This is a genomic window from Haloferula sp. BvORR071, from assembly GCF_000739615.1.
GTDB lineage: Bacteria > Verrucomicrobiota > Verrucomicrobiia > Verrucomicrobiales > Akkermansiaceae > Haloferula.
This window is the reverse complement of record NZ_BATP01000040.1, coordinates 142906-159335: the sequence shown is the minus strand read 5'-3', so window position 1 is coordinate 159335 and position 16430 is coordinate 142906. Positions and strand designations below refer to the sequence as shown.

The following is a 16430-nucleotide window of genomic DNA, read 5'->3' as shown; positions in this document are numbered from 1 at the left end:
CGCGCCACAGACTCGCCCCGCACACAGGTAGGAAGTTCACCCCTGCTTGAGTCGATTGGCGCGCCATGAACCAATTCACCCTGCTCGTCCTATTCGTCGTCTTTGCGCTGTTCGCGGGAACCGTGGCCGGCGTGCTCGCCCTCTGGTTCGGGCGCAAGAAATCCTGGATGGCGCGGGGCCTGATGCTGCTCGCCTGCTACATTCCCGCTGCCTTGGGGATCGTGGCAATCTCTTCGCTTTTCGGGTCTACAGATCTGTCCGATCCGGCAGACCTGCGGGATGCCTACCACACGGAGTTCGCGGAGGATCCACCACCGGATGTCTCGACGATCCAATGTCGCCATAGTTCCGCGGCCGATACGATGTCAGCTTGGCTCCGTTTCCAAGCTTCCCCCCAAACGGTCGACAAGCTCTTGCGACGATTCACTCCGAGCGATCGACTCGATTTCGACGATTCCTCTGTCGGGGACAATGTGCCTCCTTGGTGGCAGCCGGACAAGGAGTCGATGGTGTATTTCTACCGGGCTGAGAAATGGAGATCCGACTTTGGGGGCTCAGTGGCCGTTCTCGCACATGACGCAGCTAAGGGGCTCGTCTATTTCCATCATACCGGCGTCGACTAGAACGCGAAGCTCCCGACTACTCGAAGAAGCCCCGCCGCTGGTCGTCCATCTGGCGGCGGTTCTTCTTGGTCGGGCGGCCTTGCTCGCCGATGAGGCGATGGCCGCGCGCTTCGCTCCAGATTTTGCGCTGCTCGGTGACTTCCGCAGGGGTGATCTCCTCGCAGGCGGCACGGGCTTCCGGGGCACCGACGCGTTTTTCGATCAGGCCGAGGACGCGGACGGTGCGGGTGCCGGGGCCTTCCGGGAAGGGTAGTTCGAGCAGCTCGCCGCCGCGGAGTTCCGAAGCGGATTTGAGGATTCGCTCACCGGATTTCACCCGCCCGGTCTCGCAGGCCTTGGCGGCGAGGCCGCGGGTCTTAAAAAGGCGGACCGCCCACATCCATTTGTCCACGCGCACCGGCTCGCTCATGCGGAAACTTGCTGCATTGGGGAAATGGTGGATCGGCCCGGGTGGCTGTCGAGTGGTTTTAAGACGTGGCGGGGCTTTCCAAAGCCGGATTTCCGTGGCATCGGTCCCCTCGCCCATGGATTCCGCCTACCGACCCGAATTGCTCAGTCCCGCCGGGAACTGGGATTGCGCGCGCGCGGCCGTGGCTGCGGGTGCGGACGCAATTTACTTCGGGATGCCCAAGTTCAACGCGCGGCTGCGGGCGGACAATTTCACGGAGGAGGACCTGCCGGAGCTGATGGCCTTCCTGCACAAGCACGGGGTGAAGGGCTTCGTGGCGATGAACACGCTGATCTTCACCGGCGAGCTGGAGGCGGCGGAGCGGCAGCTGCGCCTGATCGCGGCGGCCGGAGTGGATGCGCTGATCATCCAGGATCTGGGGCTGGCGAAGATGGCGCGGGAGATCGCGCCGGCGGTGGAGCTGCACGCTTCCACACAGATGACGATCACCTCGCCGGAGGGACTGCATTGCATCGAGCGACTCTTTCCGATGGAGCGAGCGGTGCTGGCACGGGAGCTTTCGGTGAAGGAGATCGAGCGCTTCGGCACGGTGCCTTCGACGCCGCTGGAGGTCTTTGTGCACGGGGCGCTGTGCGTGGCTTACTCAGGTCAGTGCCTGACCAGTGAATCTCTGGGCCAGCGTTCGGCGAACCGCGGTGAATGTGCGCAGGCCTGCCGCATGCCCTATGAGCTGGTGGTGGACGGCATCACCCAGCGCGACATGGGCGAGGTGCGCTACTTGCTGAGCCCGCAGGACCTCGCGGCAGTGGACGTGATTCCGGATCTGGTGCGGGCGGGCGTGAAGTCCTTCAAGATCGAGGGCCGACTGAAGACGCCGGAGTATGTGGCGGCGGTGACGCGGGTCTATCGCAAGGCACTGGATGCGGCGCTCGCGCAAAACGCGGACCCGGTGACGGCAGAGGATCGCTACGAGCTGGAGATGACGTTTTCCCGCGGGCTGACCAGCGGATGGCTGAAGGGCACGAATCATCCTTACCTAACCCACGGCCGCTTCGGAAAGAAGCGCGGGCCGCTGCTCGGCACGATCACCGCCTGCGGCGGGACTTGGGTGGAGCTGGGTGAAAGCAGTGGCGTGCCGCTCAAGCCAGGCGATGGCGTGGTCTTCGACGCTGGCGAGAACCGAGATCATGAGCAGGGCGGCCGGGTCTGGAAGATCGAGGGCCAGAGGATCGTCTTCCACCGGACTTTCAGCGGTCTCAATTTCACCCGCATCCAGCCGGGGCAGAAGCTCTACAAGACTTCCGACGAGAAGCTGGAGTCCGAGATCCGGCGCTTTTGGCAGAATGCGAAGCTCAAGGAGGTGAAAGCGGGACTGCGCTTCATCGCGAGCGGCAAGCCGGGCGAGCCGCTGCGGATCGAGGCGACGCATGGCAAGCACGCGGCCGCGGTGGAATCCGCGATGCCGCTGCAGGCAGCCGCGAAGCATGCGCTCTCCGAAGTGACCTTGCGCGAGCAGCTGGGGCGCTTGGGCGATACGGGCTTCGAGCTGGAAGCCGTGGATTTTCAAGTCGAAGGCGAGTGCCACATCGGGCTCTCCGAACTGAACCGGATGCGCCGTGACCTGGTGGCTGCCTTGGGAACAGCGGAAGAAGCGCCCGTGCGGGAGAGCACGACGACGAGCTTCCGCGAGTTGATGCCTGAGGTCCAGAAGACCGAGTCACCGGCGGAGTTGGCAGTGCTGTGCCGCACGGAAGAACAGGTGAAGGCCGCGGTGGATAGCGGGATCGGCGTGGTCTATTGCGACTTCGAAGACCCGCGACGCTACAAGGAAGCGGTGGCCCTGCGCGCGGAGGGATCGAAAATCGTGCTGGCGACTCCGCGCATCCTCAAGCCGGGTGAAGGCGGCTATCTGAAGTTGATCGAGCGGATGGAGCCGGATGGCGTACTGCTGCGCAACTTGGCCGCGCTGGAGTACTACAGGGATCGTACCGATCTTCTCAGGGTCGGCGATTTCTCATTGAACGTGGCCAATCCGATCACGGCGCGGCTGCTGAAGGAGCACGCGTTGCTGGATCGGCTGACGGTTTCGTATGACCTGAATATCGGGCAGGTGCTCGATCTTGTGCGTGGTGCGCCCGCGGAGTGGTTCGAGCTGACGCTGCACCAGCACATGCCGATGTTTCATATGGAGCACTGCGTGTTCTGCACCTTCCTGAGCAAGGGCACGACCTACAAGGACTGCGGGCGCCCCTGCGAAAGCCACGTGGTGCATTTGCGCGACCGCGTCGGCCAGATGCACCGTTTGATGGCGGATGTGGGTTGCCGCAACACCCTCTTCAATGGCCGGGCGCAAACCGGTGCGCGCTTCTTTGGCGAGCTGCGCGAGGCGGGCTTGGCGAAGTTCCGAGTGGAGCTGCTGGACGAGGATGACCTTGGCGCGCTGCGCACGATCCAAGCTTACCAAGACTTCCTGAGCGGGAAGACGGATGCGGAGACCTTGTTCGAGAATGTGAAGGCGTTTGAGAAGCTGGGGGTGACGGAGGGGACGCTGGTTTGAAGTCATGGACCTGCCCGACGTCATCGAGTATTTCCTGAAGAAGCCTTCGGCGGAGGAGACGACACCTTTCGGGCCGGATGTGCTGGTCTACAAGGTGGGCGGGAAGATGTTCGGGCTGGCGGTGCCGGAGGATTTCCCCTCTCGGATCAACCTGAAGTGCGACCCGGAACGGGCGGTGATGCTGCGTGAGGAGCACGAGGCGATCATTCCCGGCTATCACATGAACAAGCGACACTGGAATACGGTGATTCTCGACAACTCGCTGTCAGCCAAGCTAGTGAGGGAGCTGATCGATCACTCGTATGAATTGGTGGTCGCGTCATTGCCGAAAGCAGAGCGGGCGAAGCTGCGTCTGTGATCGCATGGCGATGGCGCGGTATGGATGGCTACTGGTGTTTGTTTGTGGAGCGGCAGAAGCCGCGGAGCTCGCGTCTCTGGCCTCGCCAGATGGCAGCAATGCGATCGCGGTGCAGTTGGATGAGGCAGGAGCCTTATCCTACACCGTATCCCGCAAGGGGCGGGAAGTGCTGGGCGAGTCCCCGCTAGGATTGAAGCTGGCGGACCAGGACTTCACCAAGGGGCTGAAGCTGACCGCGAGCGGCGAACAGGAAAAACAGCAAGAGCGCTACGAACTTTTCGCGGGCCTTAAGCCGCAGGTCGATCAGCCGCACCACCGCCGGAGCCTGAGCTTCGCGAATGCCAGCGGCGCGCAGATCACACTGGATCTGGATGCGGGAAACGAGGGCGTAGCCTTCCGCTATCGGATCGAAGCCGAAGCCCCGGAAGCGACGGTGGAGGAAGAGCTTTCGGGCTTCCACCTGCCCGCGGAAGCGAAGGGCTGGATCTCTCCCTACAATGCATCCAGTTCATCAAGCCCGGCCTATGAGGACTATTACTTCGCGGTGAAGCCGGGCGATCCCCCGCCCTATTCGCGTGGCGGAAACACACGTGGATGGTATTTCCCCGCGCTCTTCCAGACACCGGCGGCTTGGGTGCTACTCAGTGAATCAGGCACGGATGCGAACTACTGCGCCTGCCATCTGGCGGCGGATTCCAGCAAAGGAGTTTATCGGATCGCCTTTCCCTTCGAGGATGAAGGCACAAAGCGTGTTCAACATGCCCCGGGCACGAAGCCCCACCACGCGCTGCCGTGGACGATGCCGTGGCGCGTAATCGCCATGGGCGACAAGGCGGGCGACATCCTCACTTCGACACTCGTGACGGACCTCGCCCCAGAGTCGAAGCTCGCGGATGTCTCGTGGATCAAGCCGGGGCGCGTCTCATGGAGCTGGTGGGCCTATCCAAATGGCCAGAACGGCACGGAGCTCTACTCCAGCTACATCAGTGCGGCGGCGAAGATGGGCTGGGAATACTCCCTGCTCGATGCGGGCTGGCAGAAGGCCGACACGAAGGCGCTGGCAACCCAAGCCGCGCAGGAGAAGGTAGGCCTGCTGGTTTGGGCACATGCGGATAGCTTCTACGATGCCGACCGTAGAACGCGGCGGCTGGACGAATATGCACAGCTCGGGATCAAGGGTGTGAAGATCGACTTCTGGTGCACCGACCGCCAGGACGCCATGGCGGCGATGAGCGAGACCCTGCGGGAAGCAGCTGCACGCAAGCTAATGGTGAATTTCCACGGCTGCAGCCTGCCGCGCGGTTGGCAGCGGACTTGGCCAAACTTCATGGCCGCGGAAGCAGTGCTGGGCGAGGAGTCTTATATGTTCGATGAGCGCTACCCGGAGAAAGTAGCGGAACTGAACACCATCCTGCCCTTCACACGGAACGTCGCGGGGCCGATGGACTACACGCCGCTGGGCCTTGGCGAGAAGCGCTACAAGCGGAAGACTACGGCAGCTCACGAGTTGGCGACGGCCCTGATCTTCACCTCGGGGATCACCCACTATGCAGACAAGCCGGAGACTTACGCGGCTTTTCCCGAGGCTGCAATTGGGATCCTGCGGGATGCGCCGGCTCGTTGGGATGAGACGCGGTGCCTGATCGGCGAGCCGGGAAAGGTGGTCGTGGTGGCACGACGCGAGAAGGAGAATTGGTTTATCGCCGGCATCAACGGGACTGGCGATGTGCTGCCGGTGGAGATCGATCTATCCAACTTTCCAACGCGGAAATGGCAACTCGTCCGTGAAGGCGGGGATGCGCTGAATGAACTCAAGGCGGAAGAGATCCAAGCCAAGGGAAGTTGGAAGCACGAGATGCCCGCGCGCGGCGGCTTCGTATTGCGGGGAAGCCCTTAGACAAATCGAATCCTGCGGCAACCCCTTCAGAGTTGAATATTCTTTTGCCGCTTACCCAGGGTAGGACTCCGGCCAACTCTGGGCTTTAGGAGGGAACGGCTTTGCCGTTCTCAGAGAAACCAGGCCACGGCTACCGGCTGTCCGAAGCCCGGCCAACAAAAAGCCCCGCAAGGCCGATGACCTCGCGGGGCTAAAATCAATCAGGGGTAGTCGGCGACTTACTTCTTCTTGTCGTCGAGCTTGCTGCCTCCGCCCTTCTTCTCCGGCTCGGTCCCGGCGGCGACCATCTTGCGCTGGATCAGGAAGATGCGGTTCTCACGATAGGTGATCACCGCTTCCAATTCGCGCATGAAGTCGGCTCCAAAGAGACCGACGTAGTCTTCCACCCCCGTGCCGCGGATCAGGTCGCAGGACAGGATCTTGCGGTTGGTCATGACCGCGTCACCCATGGTCAGCTTGTGGATCGTGGTGATCGCGGCCGGAGCCTTGCCACCGATACCATAGACCCACTGGTCCATCGGGCCCACGTCGCAGCCGTACTTCTTGGCGGCATCCACGTCGAGGCTGGTGCCATCGGCACCGGTATCGATCATGTAGGTCACCTTGTTGTCGTTGAGCGTGCCATCGACGAAGATGTGGTTGCCGCGGCGCTCATACTGGAAGGACTGATACTTCCGGAGTTCCAGCACTTCCTGGATGGTGAGGCTGCCGCAGTGATTGAGGAAGATCGCGCCGGCCTCGCTCCAGTTGGCCACATACTCGGCATCCGCCGGCACCAGCTTGGCCACCGGGATCTGCTCGGTCTTGCCGCCCACCAGTTTCAGTGTCACCACGTTGGTGGTCTTGGAGACGACATTGCCGCGGTAGGTCTGGTTTTCCTTGGTCTTGAAGATCCGGAAGGACATCGCCTCGTCGCCTTCCTTGGCCTCGGCAGCACCAGCCACCGCAGCCTCGTCGGACTTGTCCGGGCGCAGGAAGATCAGGCGATCCGGATAGGAGATTACGGCATCAAGCTGGGACATCACATCCGCACCGAGGATCGCATCCTCCGATGGCTGTTGCCCGTCGGGCAGACCATTGGCCAGATCGGTGGCAAGGATCTTGCGCCCCTTGAACACCGCTTCACCGAAGGAAATGGTCGGCACATCGCACCAGCCGGCCTTCGCTTCGCCTGCGACCCCGCGGATGACCTCGTCGAGCGGGCCGACCTCGCACTTCGCCTTTTGCGCGAAGGGAATGTGGATCACGCTGGTACCCGCACCGGTATCAATCAGGAACTTGCCTGGCGTGCCGTTGAGCTTGCCCTTCATGAAGATCGAGTTGCTCTCGAAGGTGAAGGGAAAGGGCTCGTAGCCGCGCAGTTCCAGCATCTGGCGAATCGGCAGATTGCGGCACTTCTGGAGGAAGAGCGCCTTCTCCTTGTTCCAGCCGGTAACGTACTCCTGGTCGGCCGGGCTCAGCTTGTCGAGCGGCACCGTGGTGCGCTTGCCGTTCGCCAAGGCCAGAATCACTGCGGTGTCGTTCTTATCGACAACGGCGGCTTGAATGACTTTGCCATCTGGACCGGTGAAGTCCCGGAATTCGATTTGTGAGGCATCCTGAGCTGGCGCGAGCGCGGCAAGTGCCAGGAGGAATGCGGCGGTAAGAGATCTTTTCATAACGGACTTCACTTGAAATTGCCTTCGAGGATGAACTTCTTCCAATCGGCCTCAAAGTCGGCCACGGATTCGAAGCCGAAGATCTTCGCAACCTCAATCGGCGCGGGAATCTGCTTGGAAGTTTCGACCCGGCGGACCAGCGCGGCGAAGTTCGCCAGACGGGCAGGGGTGCTCTCCATGTAGCTGCCGAAGGAGTAGACGAGCGCCAGCTTCTCCGGCTTCAGGTCCTCGACCTTCCATTTGAACATGGACTCCACCTCGCAGTGGACTTCGCCTTTCTTGACCGCGCCGCGGAGCTCGCGGGCCCATTGAGAGGCTTTCTGGTAGCCGCCCTTTTGGCTGACGGTGCCGTTGTCCGAACCCTCGACGGCGAGGAAGTTGGTTTCGCTTTCGCCGGTCAGCCAGATCTCCTTGTAAAAGGAATGTCCGCTCTGCACAGCGAACAGGCCCTCACCACCGAAGGAGCTGACATTGCCCATCTGGCGGTCGAGAAGCAGCGAAGCGAACACATTCACCAGGAAGGGTCCCATCGGCTTCTTGTAGAGGTGGGATGACTCCGGGGTCACGTGCAGCAGGAAGGCCTCCGGGAAGATATTGTGCTTCTCCGTCATCTTATCCGGCATCGCCAGACCATGGCCCGAAGCTTTATCCCAAGTCGCTGCCACCTTGCTGGCTTCCTCGTCCTTGCCGCGCTCCTTGAGGCTCGTCTTGTACCAGGCACCGAGCTTCTTGTAGACCTCGTCCTTCTCCACAATCATGATCAGCATCCGCTTGTCGCCCCAATCCTGGCGGAAGTTCATGTGCTGGAAGGCCATGCCGTGCCACATCCGCTCCGCGGTCTCCGCGATGCCCTGCGGCCGGACACCGCCGGCGGTAGCAACCAGAAAGTGCTCGGTCTCCATCAACTCAAAGTCGCTCTCGCTCTCGTCGCTGAAGGTCAGGTTGCTGGTCTTGAGCTTCTTGAAGGAAGATGAATCGAATTTGACCTGAAGCTCCGGTTTGCCGACTTCACCGAGGGCCAGGATCTTGAGATCGGCGCCGGTGTTCTCGACCATGAACTGGCGGTCGGCGATGCTGAGGTCGGCGAGCGGCACCAGCGTCTCCTTCCGCTCCTTGGTCAGGAGGGTGGCATTGGTGTCGTCGGCACGAAGCAATTCAGCTTCGAGGGTGCCGCCTTTGCGTGAGGTCCAGATACGCATCTCCCCGGCGTGAAGCGCAGGGACCATGAGGAGGGAGGCTAGAAGCCCAAGTGTGGTAGTCCTTTTCACAAATTACTTGCTAAGCGACTGGCTCCGGCGCTCCAGCTTAAAAAAGGGGAAAAGGTAAGGATTCGAACTAAACCCCCGAGAGGCTAAGCAAATGTACAAGGATACTTGTCATTTCACGCCGGTTTTACCCCGCACCAACCGCCCGCCCACGAAACCGCGAGCGGCAGGCCGAAAAGTTCACTCAGGGCCGGCGCAGTAAGCACCCGGCGCTTCGGACCATCGGCCACGATGCGGCCACGGTCTAGCAGAATGGCCCAGCCGATCTCCGGCGGGATCTCGCCGGGATGGTGGGTCACCAGCACCAGCGTGTGGCCGCTGGCCGCGAGCTCGCGAAGGGCAGCAACCAGGCTGAGGGCGGCCGCGAAATCGAGGGCGGTCGAGGGCTCGTCGAGCACCAGCACTTGCGGGTCATGGACCAAGGCGCGGGCGATCAGAAAGCGGCGGCGCTCGCCGGAGGACAGGGTGCCGAAATCGCGTCCAGCCAGCGCGGTGATGCCGAGGCGGGCAATCGCCTGATCCGCGGCGGCCTTTTCCTTCGAGCTGAAGCGCATGTCGCGGGTGCGGCCGAAGGCGCCGCGCAAGGAGGACAGCACCACGTCATGTGCCACTTCCTCCGGGTGGAAGCGGGCAACGTCCTCCGGCATGACCACGCCGATGCGGTGGCGGAGCTCCTCCAGCGACCAGAGATCCTCCCCGAAGAGACGGCAGACCGTGCGCGGATCCGCCTCCGGACGGACCTCACCGGTCAGGAGCTTCAGCAGGGTGCTCTTGCCCGCGCCATTGGGGCCGAGGATGGCGACACTCTCGCCGTGGCTGAGGGTCAGGGAAAAATCGCGCAACGCGGCGGTCTCGCCGCGCCAGACGGTGGCGTTCCGGATTTCGAGGAAAGGCTCCTGCACGCGCCCATCGCGACCAAGGCCGACGAAGATGGCGAGCTTTTTCCGACACGCCGAAGCCGTTGGACTTGACCACGGATAACTCGGATATCGCGGATGTATGAATCCGACTTCGTCAGAAGTTACATTTTCATCCGCGCTATCCGTGCTATCCGCGGTTTCTTCCTGTTCTGGGTGGGTACCCTTCACACCAGCACCGTGACCATCCCGCCCTCGTCCACGCCGACTTCGAAGGATTCGACGACGGTGGTCTCGTAGGTGGCGACGCGGACCTGGTTGGGGTTGAAGACGGAGCGGCCGGTGAGGATGTCGAACTCCCAGCCGTGCCAGGGACAACGCAGGATCTCCCCTTCCCTGCCCCAGCGGAATTCTCCGACCTCCGATGTTTCATTCATGCCGGTGATCAGGCCGCGGCAGAGTTCGGCTCCTTCGTGCGGGCAGAGATTACGAAGGGCATAGTACTTGCCGTGGACATTGAAGACGCCGATTGAGCGGCCGTCGCCGGCATCGACGATGCGGCGCTCGCCGGGCGGAAACTCGGCGGCGGGACAAATCACGATGGGGCGCTTCTCGGGCATGGGCTTATGGAGTGCGGTGGCACGACACCGCTTTGGCTTGGGGTCGGCGATGTTTTAGCGTGGACGGCTACGGATTGGCGGTGAGTGGGCTTCGCGGTGAGCGCTTCGCCGACGCTGCGTAAGGCGGACACGAAGGGATCGAATCAAAGCCCCCCCCGCAGCCAAAGCGGTGTCGAGCCACCGCACTCCAAATGCCGTTTCATCCTGGTCCTAAATGAGACGGTAAAGCTCCGCGGCGTTCTTCCAGAAGATGCGTTGCTTGAGTTCGTCCGGAAGCTTCTTGGGGAAGGCCCGGTGCGGGGAGTCATTGTCCCAGTGGGGATAGTCGCTGGAGAACATCAGGGTGCGCTCCGCGTGCATCATGTGCAGGAGTTCGAGGAGCTGGTCGCTGGACTCGGGTTCCTCGACCGGTTGCGAGGTGAAGCGGACGCGGTCCAATACATACTCGCTGGGCGCTCGGTCGAGCCAGGGGACGGTCGAGCGCAGGCCCTTCCAATTCTTGTCCAAGCGCCAGAGCAGGTGGGGAACCCAGCCGAAGCCACCCTCAACCATGACGAAGCGGAGCTCCGGGAACTGGCTCATGGCACCTCGGGTGAGCAGGCTGGTGAGCTGGGCCATGAAGTTCTGCGGCAAGTTCGTGTGCCACTCCAGATAGCTGGAAGGGAAACCCGCGGTGAAGGCGCCGGCCACGCCCTTGCCCTCCGCACCGGGGTGCACGGCCACAGGATAACCGGCTTCGCAGGCTGCCTCATAGATCGGCCAATAGAACTTGTCGCCCAAGGGGATTCGCGTCGCGCTGGTCATCACCACTTGCACGATCCGCTCCGAGCCGGCCACGCGCCGGATCTCCTTGGCGGCAGCCTCTGGGTCCAAGGGATTGACGATCATGCTGCCGAGGAAGCGCGGATCGGCGGGTAGCCACTTCTCCCGCAGCCAGTCGTTGTGGGCACTGGCGATGGCATTGCCGAAATGCGTGTCCGGCATCACCCCCACCGTGAGAAACTTCGCCTCGATCAGCACCGCGAAGTCCACGCCGAAGGGATCCAGCAATTGCTCGCGCATCAACTCGGGCAGGGAGCCCGCCGGCTCGCCATTCGGCCCGCGGGCATCCACCCGACGCACGCCGGTGGGATGCGGTAGGCCGGGACCACCGGGCAAAGATAGCCCCAGGGTCCGGAAGTAGGCGGGCAGCCGTGAGACGATCTCATCCGAATGCAGCGGCACGCAGTGCACGTCGCAATCGATCAGGGACAATCCACCGCTCTTCCCGGGCTCTGGCATCGATATCTGTTTCAACCCGGAGTGGCGGGCCGTCCAGAGGGAATCCATCGCTCCTAACGGAATGCACCCATCCCGCCCCAGCAGCGGAGGATGAAGAGCCCGAAACCGACCAATGGCATCAGGAAGACGCAGGACACGAGACATCTTGAGCGGAAGACAGCAGCTTGTATCGCCATCACGACCGCAACGAGCGGAGGAAACAGCAATCCACCGGTAAAATGCCCCACTTCCTTCCACTCGGCACGGGGAAGGAAGCCGCAGATCGACATCCGGCTTAGACTATCCGGACCAGCGATGAGGCCTGGCACCCAGCAAAGGGAGGTGAAGACGGCGGCGCTAATCGCCAAGGGAAGGATCGAGGGCTGCTTTCGCAAGGAGGACGGCTCGGAGGCAGAAATACTCATGATTCAGAAGGGCTGATCGGCATCAGCTTGCCAGAAACCCTTCCACTCACTCATTCGATATCCACGGCGGGAATATCGTGAGAATCAATCCAAGCATTGGCATGCACCTCGACCGCCCAGCAATCCGATTGGCGGAAAATCCGGACGAAAGACGCACCACTCAAACGAGGTATCCGCCCGAATCACCTGAAACCCCGAATCGACCTTACGCCATGCCATCCTCACTCCAACGTCGCCAATTCCTCCAGCGCACCGGTCTCGCCGCCGGCGGGATCCTCGGTTTCCCGGCCATTGTCCGCGGCCAAAACCTGAACAGCCGCATCAGCATCGCCTGCATCGGCGTGGCCGGTAAGGGCGACAGCGATGTGGACGATTCCGCGAAGTGTGGCGGGCAGATCGTCGGTCTCTGCGACGTGGACGCCCGTAACCTCGCCAAGAAGGCGCAGAAATTCCCCGAGGCGAAGAAGTTCTCGGACTTCCGCCAGATGCTCAAGGAGTTGGAATCCTCCATCGATGCGGTCACCATCTCCGGCCCCGACCACATGCACGGTGCAGCCGCGATGATGGCGCTGGGCATGGGCAAGCACATCTATTGCCAGAAGCCACTGACCCAGACCGTGTGGGAAGCCCGCGAACTGCGCCGCTTGGCCAGCGAGAAGAAGCTGGCGACCCAGATGGGCAACCAGGGCAGCGCCGGCGATGGTCTGCGCCGCGCGGTGGAAGTGGTGCAGGGCGGCGTGATCGGCGCGCCGCAGGAACTCCACGTGTGGAGCAACCGGCCGATCTGGCCGCAGGGCATGGACCGCTCGCCGAAGAACGATCCGGTGCCGGATTACCTGAACTGGGATCTCTGGCTTGGGCCCGCGGCCCTGCGCCCCTACGTGGAAGGTGCCTACCATGCCTTCGCGTGGCGGGGCTGGACGGACTTCGGTACCGGCGCGCTGGGCGATATGGCCTGCCACACGGTGAACATGCCCTTCCGCGCGCTGAAGCTCGGCTACCCCACCGCGGTCGAGTGCGAGATGGCCTCGCGCATCTACAGCGAAACCTATCCCCTCACCTCGCGCATCCGCTTCGAATTCCCCGAGCGCGAGGGCCTGCCGCCGCTCAAGTTCTGGTGGTACGACGGCGCGCCGAATGTCGACTTCAAGCCGCTGCGCCCCTACCCCGGGATCGTGAAGGACGTCGTCGCCATGGCCGGCAAGATGCCGGAGAGCGGAGCCCTGATCATCGGTGACAAGGGCACCCTGTTCTCGCCGGACGACTACGGTGGCCAGTTCTTCCTCCAGCTGAAAGGCGAGAAGGGCTTCACCAAGGGCGACGAGCACGAAGCCGCCAAGGCAATCCCGATGTCCATCCCCCGCTCCCCCGGTCACAACCAGGAGTGGTTCGACATGATGAAGGGCGGCGCCCCCGCTTACTCGAACTTCGACATCTCCGCCTACCTGACCGAGATCATCCTGTTAGGCTGCATCGCCCTGCGCGTGGGTGAGGGCGTGAAGATGGAATGGGACGGGCCGAATATGAAGAGCCCGAACTGCCCGCAAGCCGCGCAGTTTGTGAAGCGGAATAACCGCGCGGGATGGATCTAACAAAACGGCGAAGGCCGTTTCCTCATATAGCCCAAGGTTGGCCCCTGAAGGGCCGACCTTGGAGGCTTTCATGTCGCAATTCCCGCGTCTCCCGGCGAAGCAGGAGCTTGGCGCCCCCTCACCCCTGCGACGGCGTGCCGCTCATGCAGCAGACGCCCCAGCCGTGCCCGTCCAGATCGATGAAGTCGTGATCATACATGAAGCCGTGATCGGTCGGCTCACCATGAGTGGTGCCGCCGGCAGCCCGGGCGCGGCGCACGATCTCATCGACCTGCTCGCGTGATTCAAGCTGCAGGGTCAGCAGAACTTCGTTGACCTTGCTGGTGTCCGCGATCCCGCCCGGAGCAAAGTTGCGGAACATCTCATGGCTGAGCAGCATCGCGGTGAGCTGCGGGTTGATGGAGATGCTGGCGCCGCCTTCACCGCAGAAGTTCGGGTCGACGCTGAAGCCGAGGGCTGTGAAGAAGGCGACCGAGGCCTGGACGTCCTTCACGGGGAGATTGACGAACAGCTTCTGGACGGTGATCGGGGCAGCGGCGGTGGCGGTGGTGCTCATGGTTTCCTTGGATTGGAGGAGTGCTTTTGAATGAGGGAATTTCCGGGCCAATCGGCAGCCCGGTTCAATACACCGACGGACGGCGGTACGCAAAAAGGACAGGGCGTGAAAATTTCGCCCTGCCCCTTGCTAAAACTTCGTGAGGCTTCCCCGGAGCCGCCCGACTCAGGGCTTCACCACCAGGGTATTCGACACGTCATTGCCGAAGGCCTCGAAGCCATCGAGTTGCCAGACGACCTTCTTGGTCTTCGGCTCCAGCTCAATCAGGTTCGGCTGGCCGGGGCCGGCGTGGCAGTTGCCGATGATGTAGTTGCCGTTCGGCAGGATCTGCAAGGTGGTGACCCAGGCGAGGGTGATGCCCGGCAGGTCCTTCTGCTCGATCTTCCAGACGATCTCCTTCTCCGGGGTGACCTCGAGCACCGAGTGGCCGTTGCCGGTCGTCAGCAGGGTGTTGCCGTTCTTCAGGCGCAGGGAGCTGAAGGTGCAGTTGCCGAAGGCCTCGGGGCCGTGGCCGTCCTTGGGCTCCTTGCCGAACATCGGGACGGCGTATTCCCAGACGACTTTGCCCTGGGCGTCGTACTCTCGGACGGTGCCGTCGCCTTCCTGGCAGACGAGGTAGTGACCGTTATCCAGCTTGCGGGCCAGGCGGGTGTCGCGGTGAGGCTCGGGGTGATCGCGCTTGAGCGGCACTTCCTTGAGCAGCTTGCCGTCCTTGTCGACTTCGATGATCCGGCCGATGCCGCTCTCCGCGATCATCATCTTGCCCTCGCCCAGCGGCTGGAAGGCGTGGACTTCGAGGCGCTTGCCCTCGTTGCCGTTGCTCTTGGTGGAATCGTAGCTCCAGACGACCTTCTTCTCCTTGGGATCGATCGCGCAGACCTCGTGCATGTCCTTCTGGACGTAGATCAGGCCGTCCTTGTCCTGGTGGATGTCATGGATGCCACCCCACGGCATCTCCCAAGCGATCTTGCCATCGCTCCAGAGGGCAAGCTTGCCCTTGCCTTGAATGAGGACATCGCGGGCGGAGGCGGGGCAGATGGAGAGGGCTGCGAGAGCGAGGAGAGAAAGACGGGTCATTGGGTTGGATCGGTTGGGGATTCGGCGTGCGGCTGATGATTTACATGTGAAATGGGTTCCCCTTTTCAAACAAAACCACGGCAAAGCTTCGATGAATAGGCGACCGGCTTGAAGCGTCTGTGAAGGGGAATCTGCCAGAAAAGCACGTAGATCCCCGCCCGGGCTGTTAGGCTGGCTGCCTTGACACTCCCCGGGGGCAGGTTACCTTGGAACTCCTAAACATTTCTTAAGCATTCCTCATGAAGAAAGCGATTTTGCCCGCCTTGCTCGCCCTCGCCATTGTTACACCTGGCGCTCAAGCCGGCACCCGGAAGCTCGATGGCAAATTCAACCGTGCCGACATCAACGCCGACCACCAGCTGAGCCCAGCGGAGTTCCAAGCCACTCAAAGCAAGCGGATTAGCGTGGCTTACAGCCTCTTCCGTTTCAACAAGACGGACACCAACAACGACGGTTTCGTGAGCTTGGAGGAGTTCCGGATCAGCCGCGGCGGGATCTCCGGCGGCAAGCCGACCAAGATGGACATCTTCCTGCTGGCGGACGCGGATGACGACGACGTCCTCGATCCCACCGAGTATGTGAACACCCTGCCCTCGGGCTCGGCTTATCCCAAAGCCCTCAGGTCCTTCGACAAGAAGGACAAGGACAACACCGGCACGCTGACCCCGACGGAATTCGGCATCCGCGCGGGCGGTGGCATTCCCTTCCCGTTCTAAGTTCGCAGTAACAGATTTTGCGATTTACCGGGGCGGCGTTCCAAAACGCCGCCCCATTGCTTTGGCGCGGTAGTCGAAGATCGCTTCCAGCTTCCGCCTCGCGAAGAGGGTGTGGACCACTTCGCCCAGCGGGCCAAAGGGCATCATGTAGTGGACTATGTCGCCCACCTTCACCCCGTCCGGCACTGCCTCGAAGCTGTGCCGGTGGTGCCAGAACTTGTAGGGCCCGAAGCGCTGCTCATCAATGAAGCTGCGCCCCTCCTCCACCGCCTTGATCTCCGTGACCCAGGTCACATGGATTAGCGGCGCGAGCCGGATCCGGTAAGAGATGATCTGCCCCTCGTGCATCCGCTCCGAGTCGCAGCGGAGGATCTCCATGCCGACATCCGGCGGTGTGAGGGCATCCAGATTCCGCGGCGAGGAGAAGAAGTCCCATGCCTCTTGAAGCGTGATGGGGAGGACTTGTTCGCGACGGAGCTGATGGAGCACGGGCAGTGGTTAATTGAAGGTGGATTCGCGGTCCACCCTAGCATGAACGCTCGCATCCGCGAGGTCCACTT

Annotated in this window: 16 protein-coding genes; 7 read left to right on the top strand and 9 right to left on the bottom strand. The window is 62.2% G+C overall.

Annotated elements, in window-relative coordinates; all coding sequences use genetic code 11:
• Positions 1-65: 65 nt before the first annotated feature.
• Positions 66-623: a hypothetical protein gene (locus BV071_RS22750; protein ID WP_035612135.1), complete on the top strand. Its 558-nt coding sequence runs from the start codon at positions 66-68 to the stop codon at positions 621-623.
• Between the two features lie 16 nt (positions 624-639).
• Here the strand turns inward: BV071_RS22750 and BV071_RS22745 are convergent, their stop codons facing one another.
• Positions 640-1032: a hypothetical protein gene (locus BV071_RS22745; protein WP_035612133.1), complete on the bottom strand. Its 393-nt coding sequence runs from the start codon at positions 1030-1032 to the stop codon at positions 640-642.
• A gap of 115 nt (positions 1033-1147) precedes the next feature.
• Here BV071_RS22745 and BV071_RS22740 point away from each other — a divergent pair, with 115 nt between their 5' ends.
• Genes BV071_RS22740 through BV071_RS22730 form a run of 3 tightly spaced genes read left to right on the top strand, consistent with a single transcriptional unit; the run spans position 1148 to position 5844 of the window.
• Positions 1148-3589 (top strand): U32 family peptidase, encoded by a 2442-nt coding sequence (locus BV071_RS22740; protein ID WP_035612132.1) that lies wholly within the window; start codon positions 1148-1150, stop codon positions 3587-3589.
• Positions 3590-3593: 4 nt separating this feature from the next.
• Positions 3594-3947 (top strand): MmcQ/YjbR family DNA-binding protein, encoded by a 354-nt coding sequence (locus BV071_RS22735; protein ID WP_035612131.1) that lies wholly within the window; start codon positions 3594-3596, stop codon positions 3945-3947.
• A 4-nt stretch (positions 3948-3951) separates the two neighbouring features.
• Entirely contained in the window at positions 3952-5844 is a 1893-nt protein-coding gene (locus tag BV071_RS22730; protein ID WP_035612130.1) for a glycoside hydrolase family 97 protein, read from the top strand.
• 218 nt (positions 5845-6062) lie between these two features.
• On the opposite strand, the gene BV071_RS22725 is transcribed toward BV071_RS22730, so the two are convergent.
• The 5 genes from BV071_RS22725 to BV071_RS22705 all read right to left on the bottom strand — a co-directional run bounded on the left by BV071_RS22725 (position 6063) and on the right by BV071_RS22705 (position 11525).
• Entirely contained in the window at positions 6063-7502 is a 1440-nt protein-coding gene (locus BV071_RS22725) for a retropepsin-like aspartic protease (RefSeq protein ID WP_035612129.1), read from the bottom strand.
• Positions 7503-7510: 8 nt separating this feature from the next.
• Positions 7511-8728: a hypothetical protein gene (locus tag BV071_RS22720; protein WP_035612128.1), complete on the bottom strand. Its 1218-nt coding sequence runs from the start codon at positions 8726-8728 to the stop codon at positions 7511-7513.
• A 155-nt stretch (positions 8729-8883) separates the two neighbouring features.
• Positions 8884-9669 (bottom strand): ATP-binding cassette domain-containing protein, encoded by a 786-nt coding sequence (locus BV071_RS22715; RefSeq protein ID WP_035612127.1) that lies wholly within the window; start codon positions 9667-9669, stop codon positions 8884-8886.
• Between the two features lie 182 nt (positions 9670-9851).
• Positions 9852-10244: a Rieske (2Fe-2S) protein gene (locus BV071_RS22710; RefSeq protein WP_035612126.1), complete on the bottom strand. Its 393-nt coding sequence runs from the start codon at positions 10242-10244 to the stop codon at positions 9852-9854.
• A 210-nt stretch (positions 10245-10454) separates the two neighbouring features.
• On the bottom strand, positions 10455-11525 hold the full coding sequence (locus BV071_RS22705) for an amidohydrolase family protein (RefSeq protein ID WP_035612125.1): 1071 nt from the start codon (positions 11523-11525) through the stop codon (positions 10455-10457).
• Positions 11526-11615: 90 nt separating this feature from the next.
• On the opposite strand from BV071_RS22705, the gene BV071_RS35640 reads away from it, so the two are divergent.
• Complete coding sequence (locus tag BV071_RS35640) at positions 11616-11945, top strand: hypothetical protein (protein ID WP_265594757.1); 330 nt, start codon at positions 11616-11618, stop codon at positions 11943-11945.
• A 196-nt stretch (positions 11946-12141) separates the two neighbouring features.
• Positions 12142-13521, top strand: coding sequence for a Gfo/Idh/MocA family oxidoreductase (locus tag BV071_RS22695; protein WP_035612123.1), 1380 nt, complete (start codon positions 12142-12144; stop codon positions 13519-13521).
• 118 nt (positions 13522-13639) lie between these two features.
• Here the strand turns inward: BV071_RS22695 and BV071_RS22690 are convergent, their stop codons facing one another.
• Together BV071_RS22690 and BV071_RS22685 are read right to left on the bottom strand one after the other, a co-directional pair.
• Positions 13640-14077, bottom strand: coding sequence for a VOC family protein (locus tag BV071_RS22690; RefSeq protein WP_052573758.1), 438 nt, complete (start codon positions 14075-14077; stop codon positions 13640-13642).
• Between the two features lie 165 nt (positions 14078-14242).
• On the bottom strand, positions 14243-15154 hold the full coding sequence (locus BV071_RS22685) for a PQQ-binding-like beta-propeller repeat protein (RefSeq protein WP_035612122.1): 912 nt from the start codon (positions 15152-15154) through the stop codon (positions 14243-14245).
• 239 nt (positions 15155-15393) lie between these two features.
• On the opposite strand from BV071_RS22685, the gene BV071_RS22680 reads away from it, so the two are divergent.
• Positions 15394-15870, top strand: a complete 477-nt coding sequence (locus tag BV071_RS22680) for a hypothetical protein (protein ID WP_035612121.1) — start codon at positions 15394-15396, stop codon at positions 15868-15870.
• 24 nt (positions 15871-15894) lie between these two features.
• Here BV071_RS22680 and BV071_RS22675 read toward each other — a convergent pair whose 3' ends face one another.
• Positions 15895-16359 (bottom strand): SRPBCC family protein, encoded by a 465-nt coding sequence (locus BV071_RS22675; RefSeq protein WP_035612120.1) that lies wholly within the window; start codon positions 16357-16359, stop codon positions 15895-15897.
• Positions 16360-16430 lie beyond the last annotated feature (71 nt).

Excerpts from the sequence above, each read along its gene's own strand:
- BV071_RS35640 (WP_265594757.1), top strand. The coding sequence starts at position 11,616 with ATGAAGAGCCCGAAACCGACCAATGGCATCAGGAAGACGCAGGACACG.
- BV071_RS22695 (WP_035612123.1), top strand. The coding sequence starts at position 12,142 with ATGCCATCCTCACTCCAACGTCGCCAATTCCTCCAGCGCACCGGTCTC.
- BV071_RS22725 (WP_035612129.1), bottom strand. The coding sequence starts at position 7,502 with ATGAAAAGATCTCTTACCGCCGCATTCCTCCTGGCACTTGCCGCGCTC.
- BV071_RS22730 (WP_035612130.1), top strand. The coding sequence starts at position 3,952 with ATGGCGATGGCGCGGTATGGATGGCTACTGGTGTTTGTTTGTGGAGCG.
- BV071_RS22740 (WP_035612132.1), top strand. The coding sequence starts at position 1,148 with ATGGATTCCGCCTACCGACCCGAATTGCTCAGTCCCGCCGGGAACTGG.
- BV071_RS22745 (WP_035612133.1), bottom strand. The coding sequence starts at position 1,032 with ATGAGCGAGCCGGTGCGCGTGGACAAATGGATGTGGGCGGTCCGCCTT.
- BV071_RS22735 (WP_035612131.1), top strand. The coding sequence starts at position 3,594 with ATGGACCTGCCCGACGTCATCGAGTATTTCCTGAAGAAGCCTTCGGCG.
- BV071_RS22680 (WP_035612121.1), top strand. The coding sequence starts at position 15,394 with ATGAAGAAAGCGATTTTGCCCGCCTTGCTCGCCCTCGCCATTGTTACA.
- BV071_RS22690 (WP_052573758.1), bottom strand. The coding sequence starts at position 14,077 with ATGAGCACCACCGCCACCGCCGCTGCCCCGATCACCGTCCAGAAGCTG.
- BV071_RS22705 (WP_035612125.1), bottom strand. The coding sequence starts at position 11,525 with ATGCCAGAGCCCGGGAAGAGCGGTGGATTGTCCCTGATCGATTGCGAC.
- BV071_RS22710 (WP_035612126.1), bottom strand. The coding sequence starts at position 10,244 with ATGCCCGAGAAGCGCCCCATCGTGATTTGTCCCGCCGCCGAGTTTCCG.
- BV071_RS22685 (WP_035612122.1), bottom strand. The coding sequence starts at position 15,154 with ATGACCCGTCTTTCTCTCCTCGCTCTCGCAGCCCTCTCCATCTGCCCC.
- BV071_RS22750 (WP_035612135.1), top strand. The coding sequence starts at position 66 with ATGAACCAATTCACCCTGCTCGTCCTATTCGTCGTCTTTGCGCTGTTC.
- BV071_RS22720 (WP_035612128.1), bottom strand. The coding sequence starts at position 8,728 with ATGGTCCCTGCGCTTCACGCCGGGGAGATGCGTATCTGGACCTCACGC.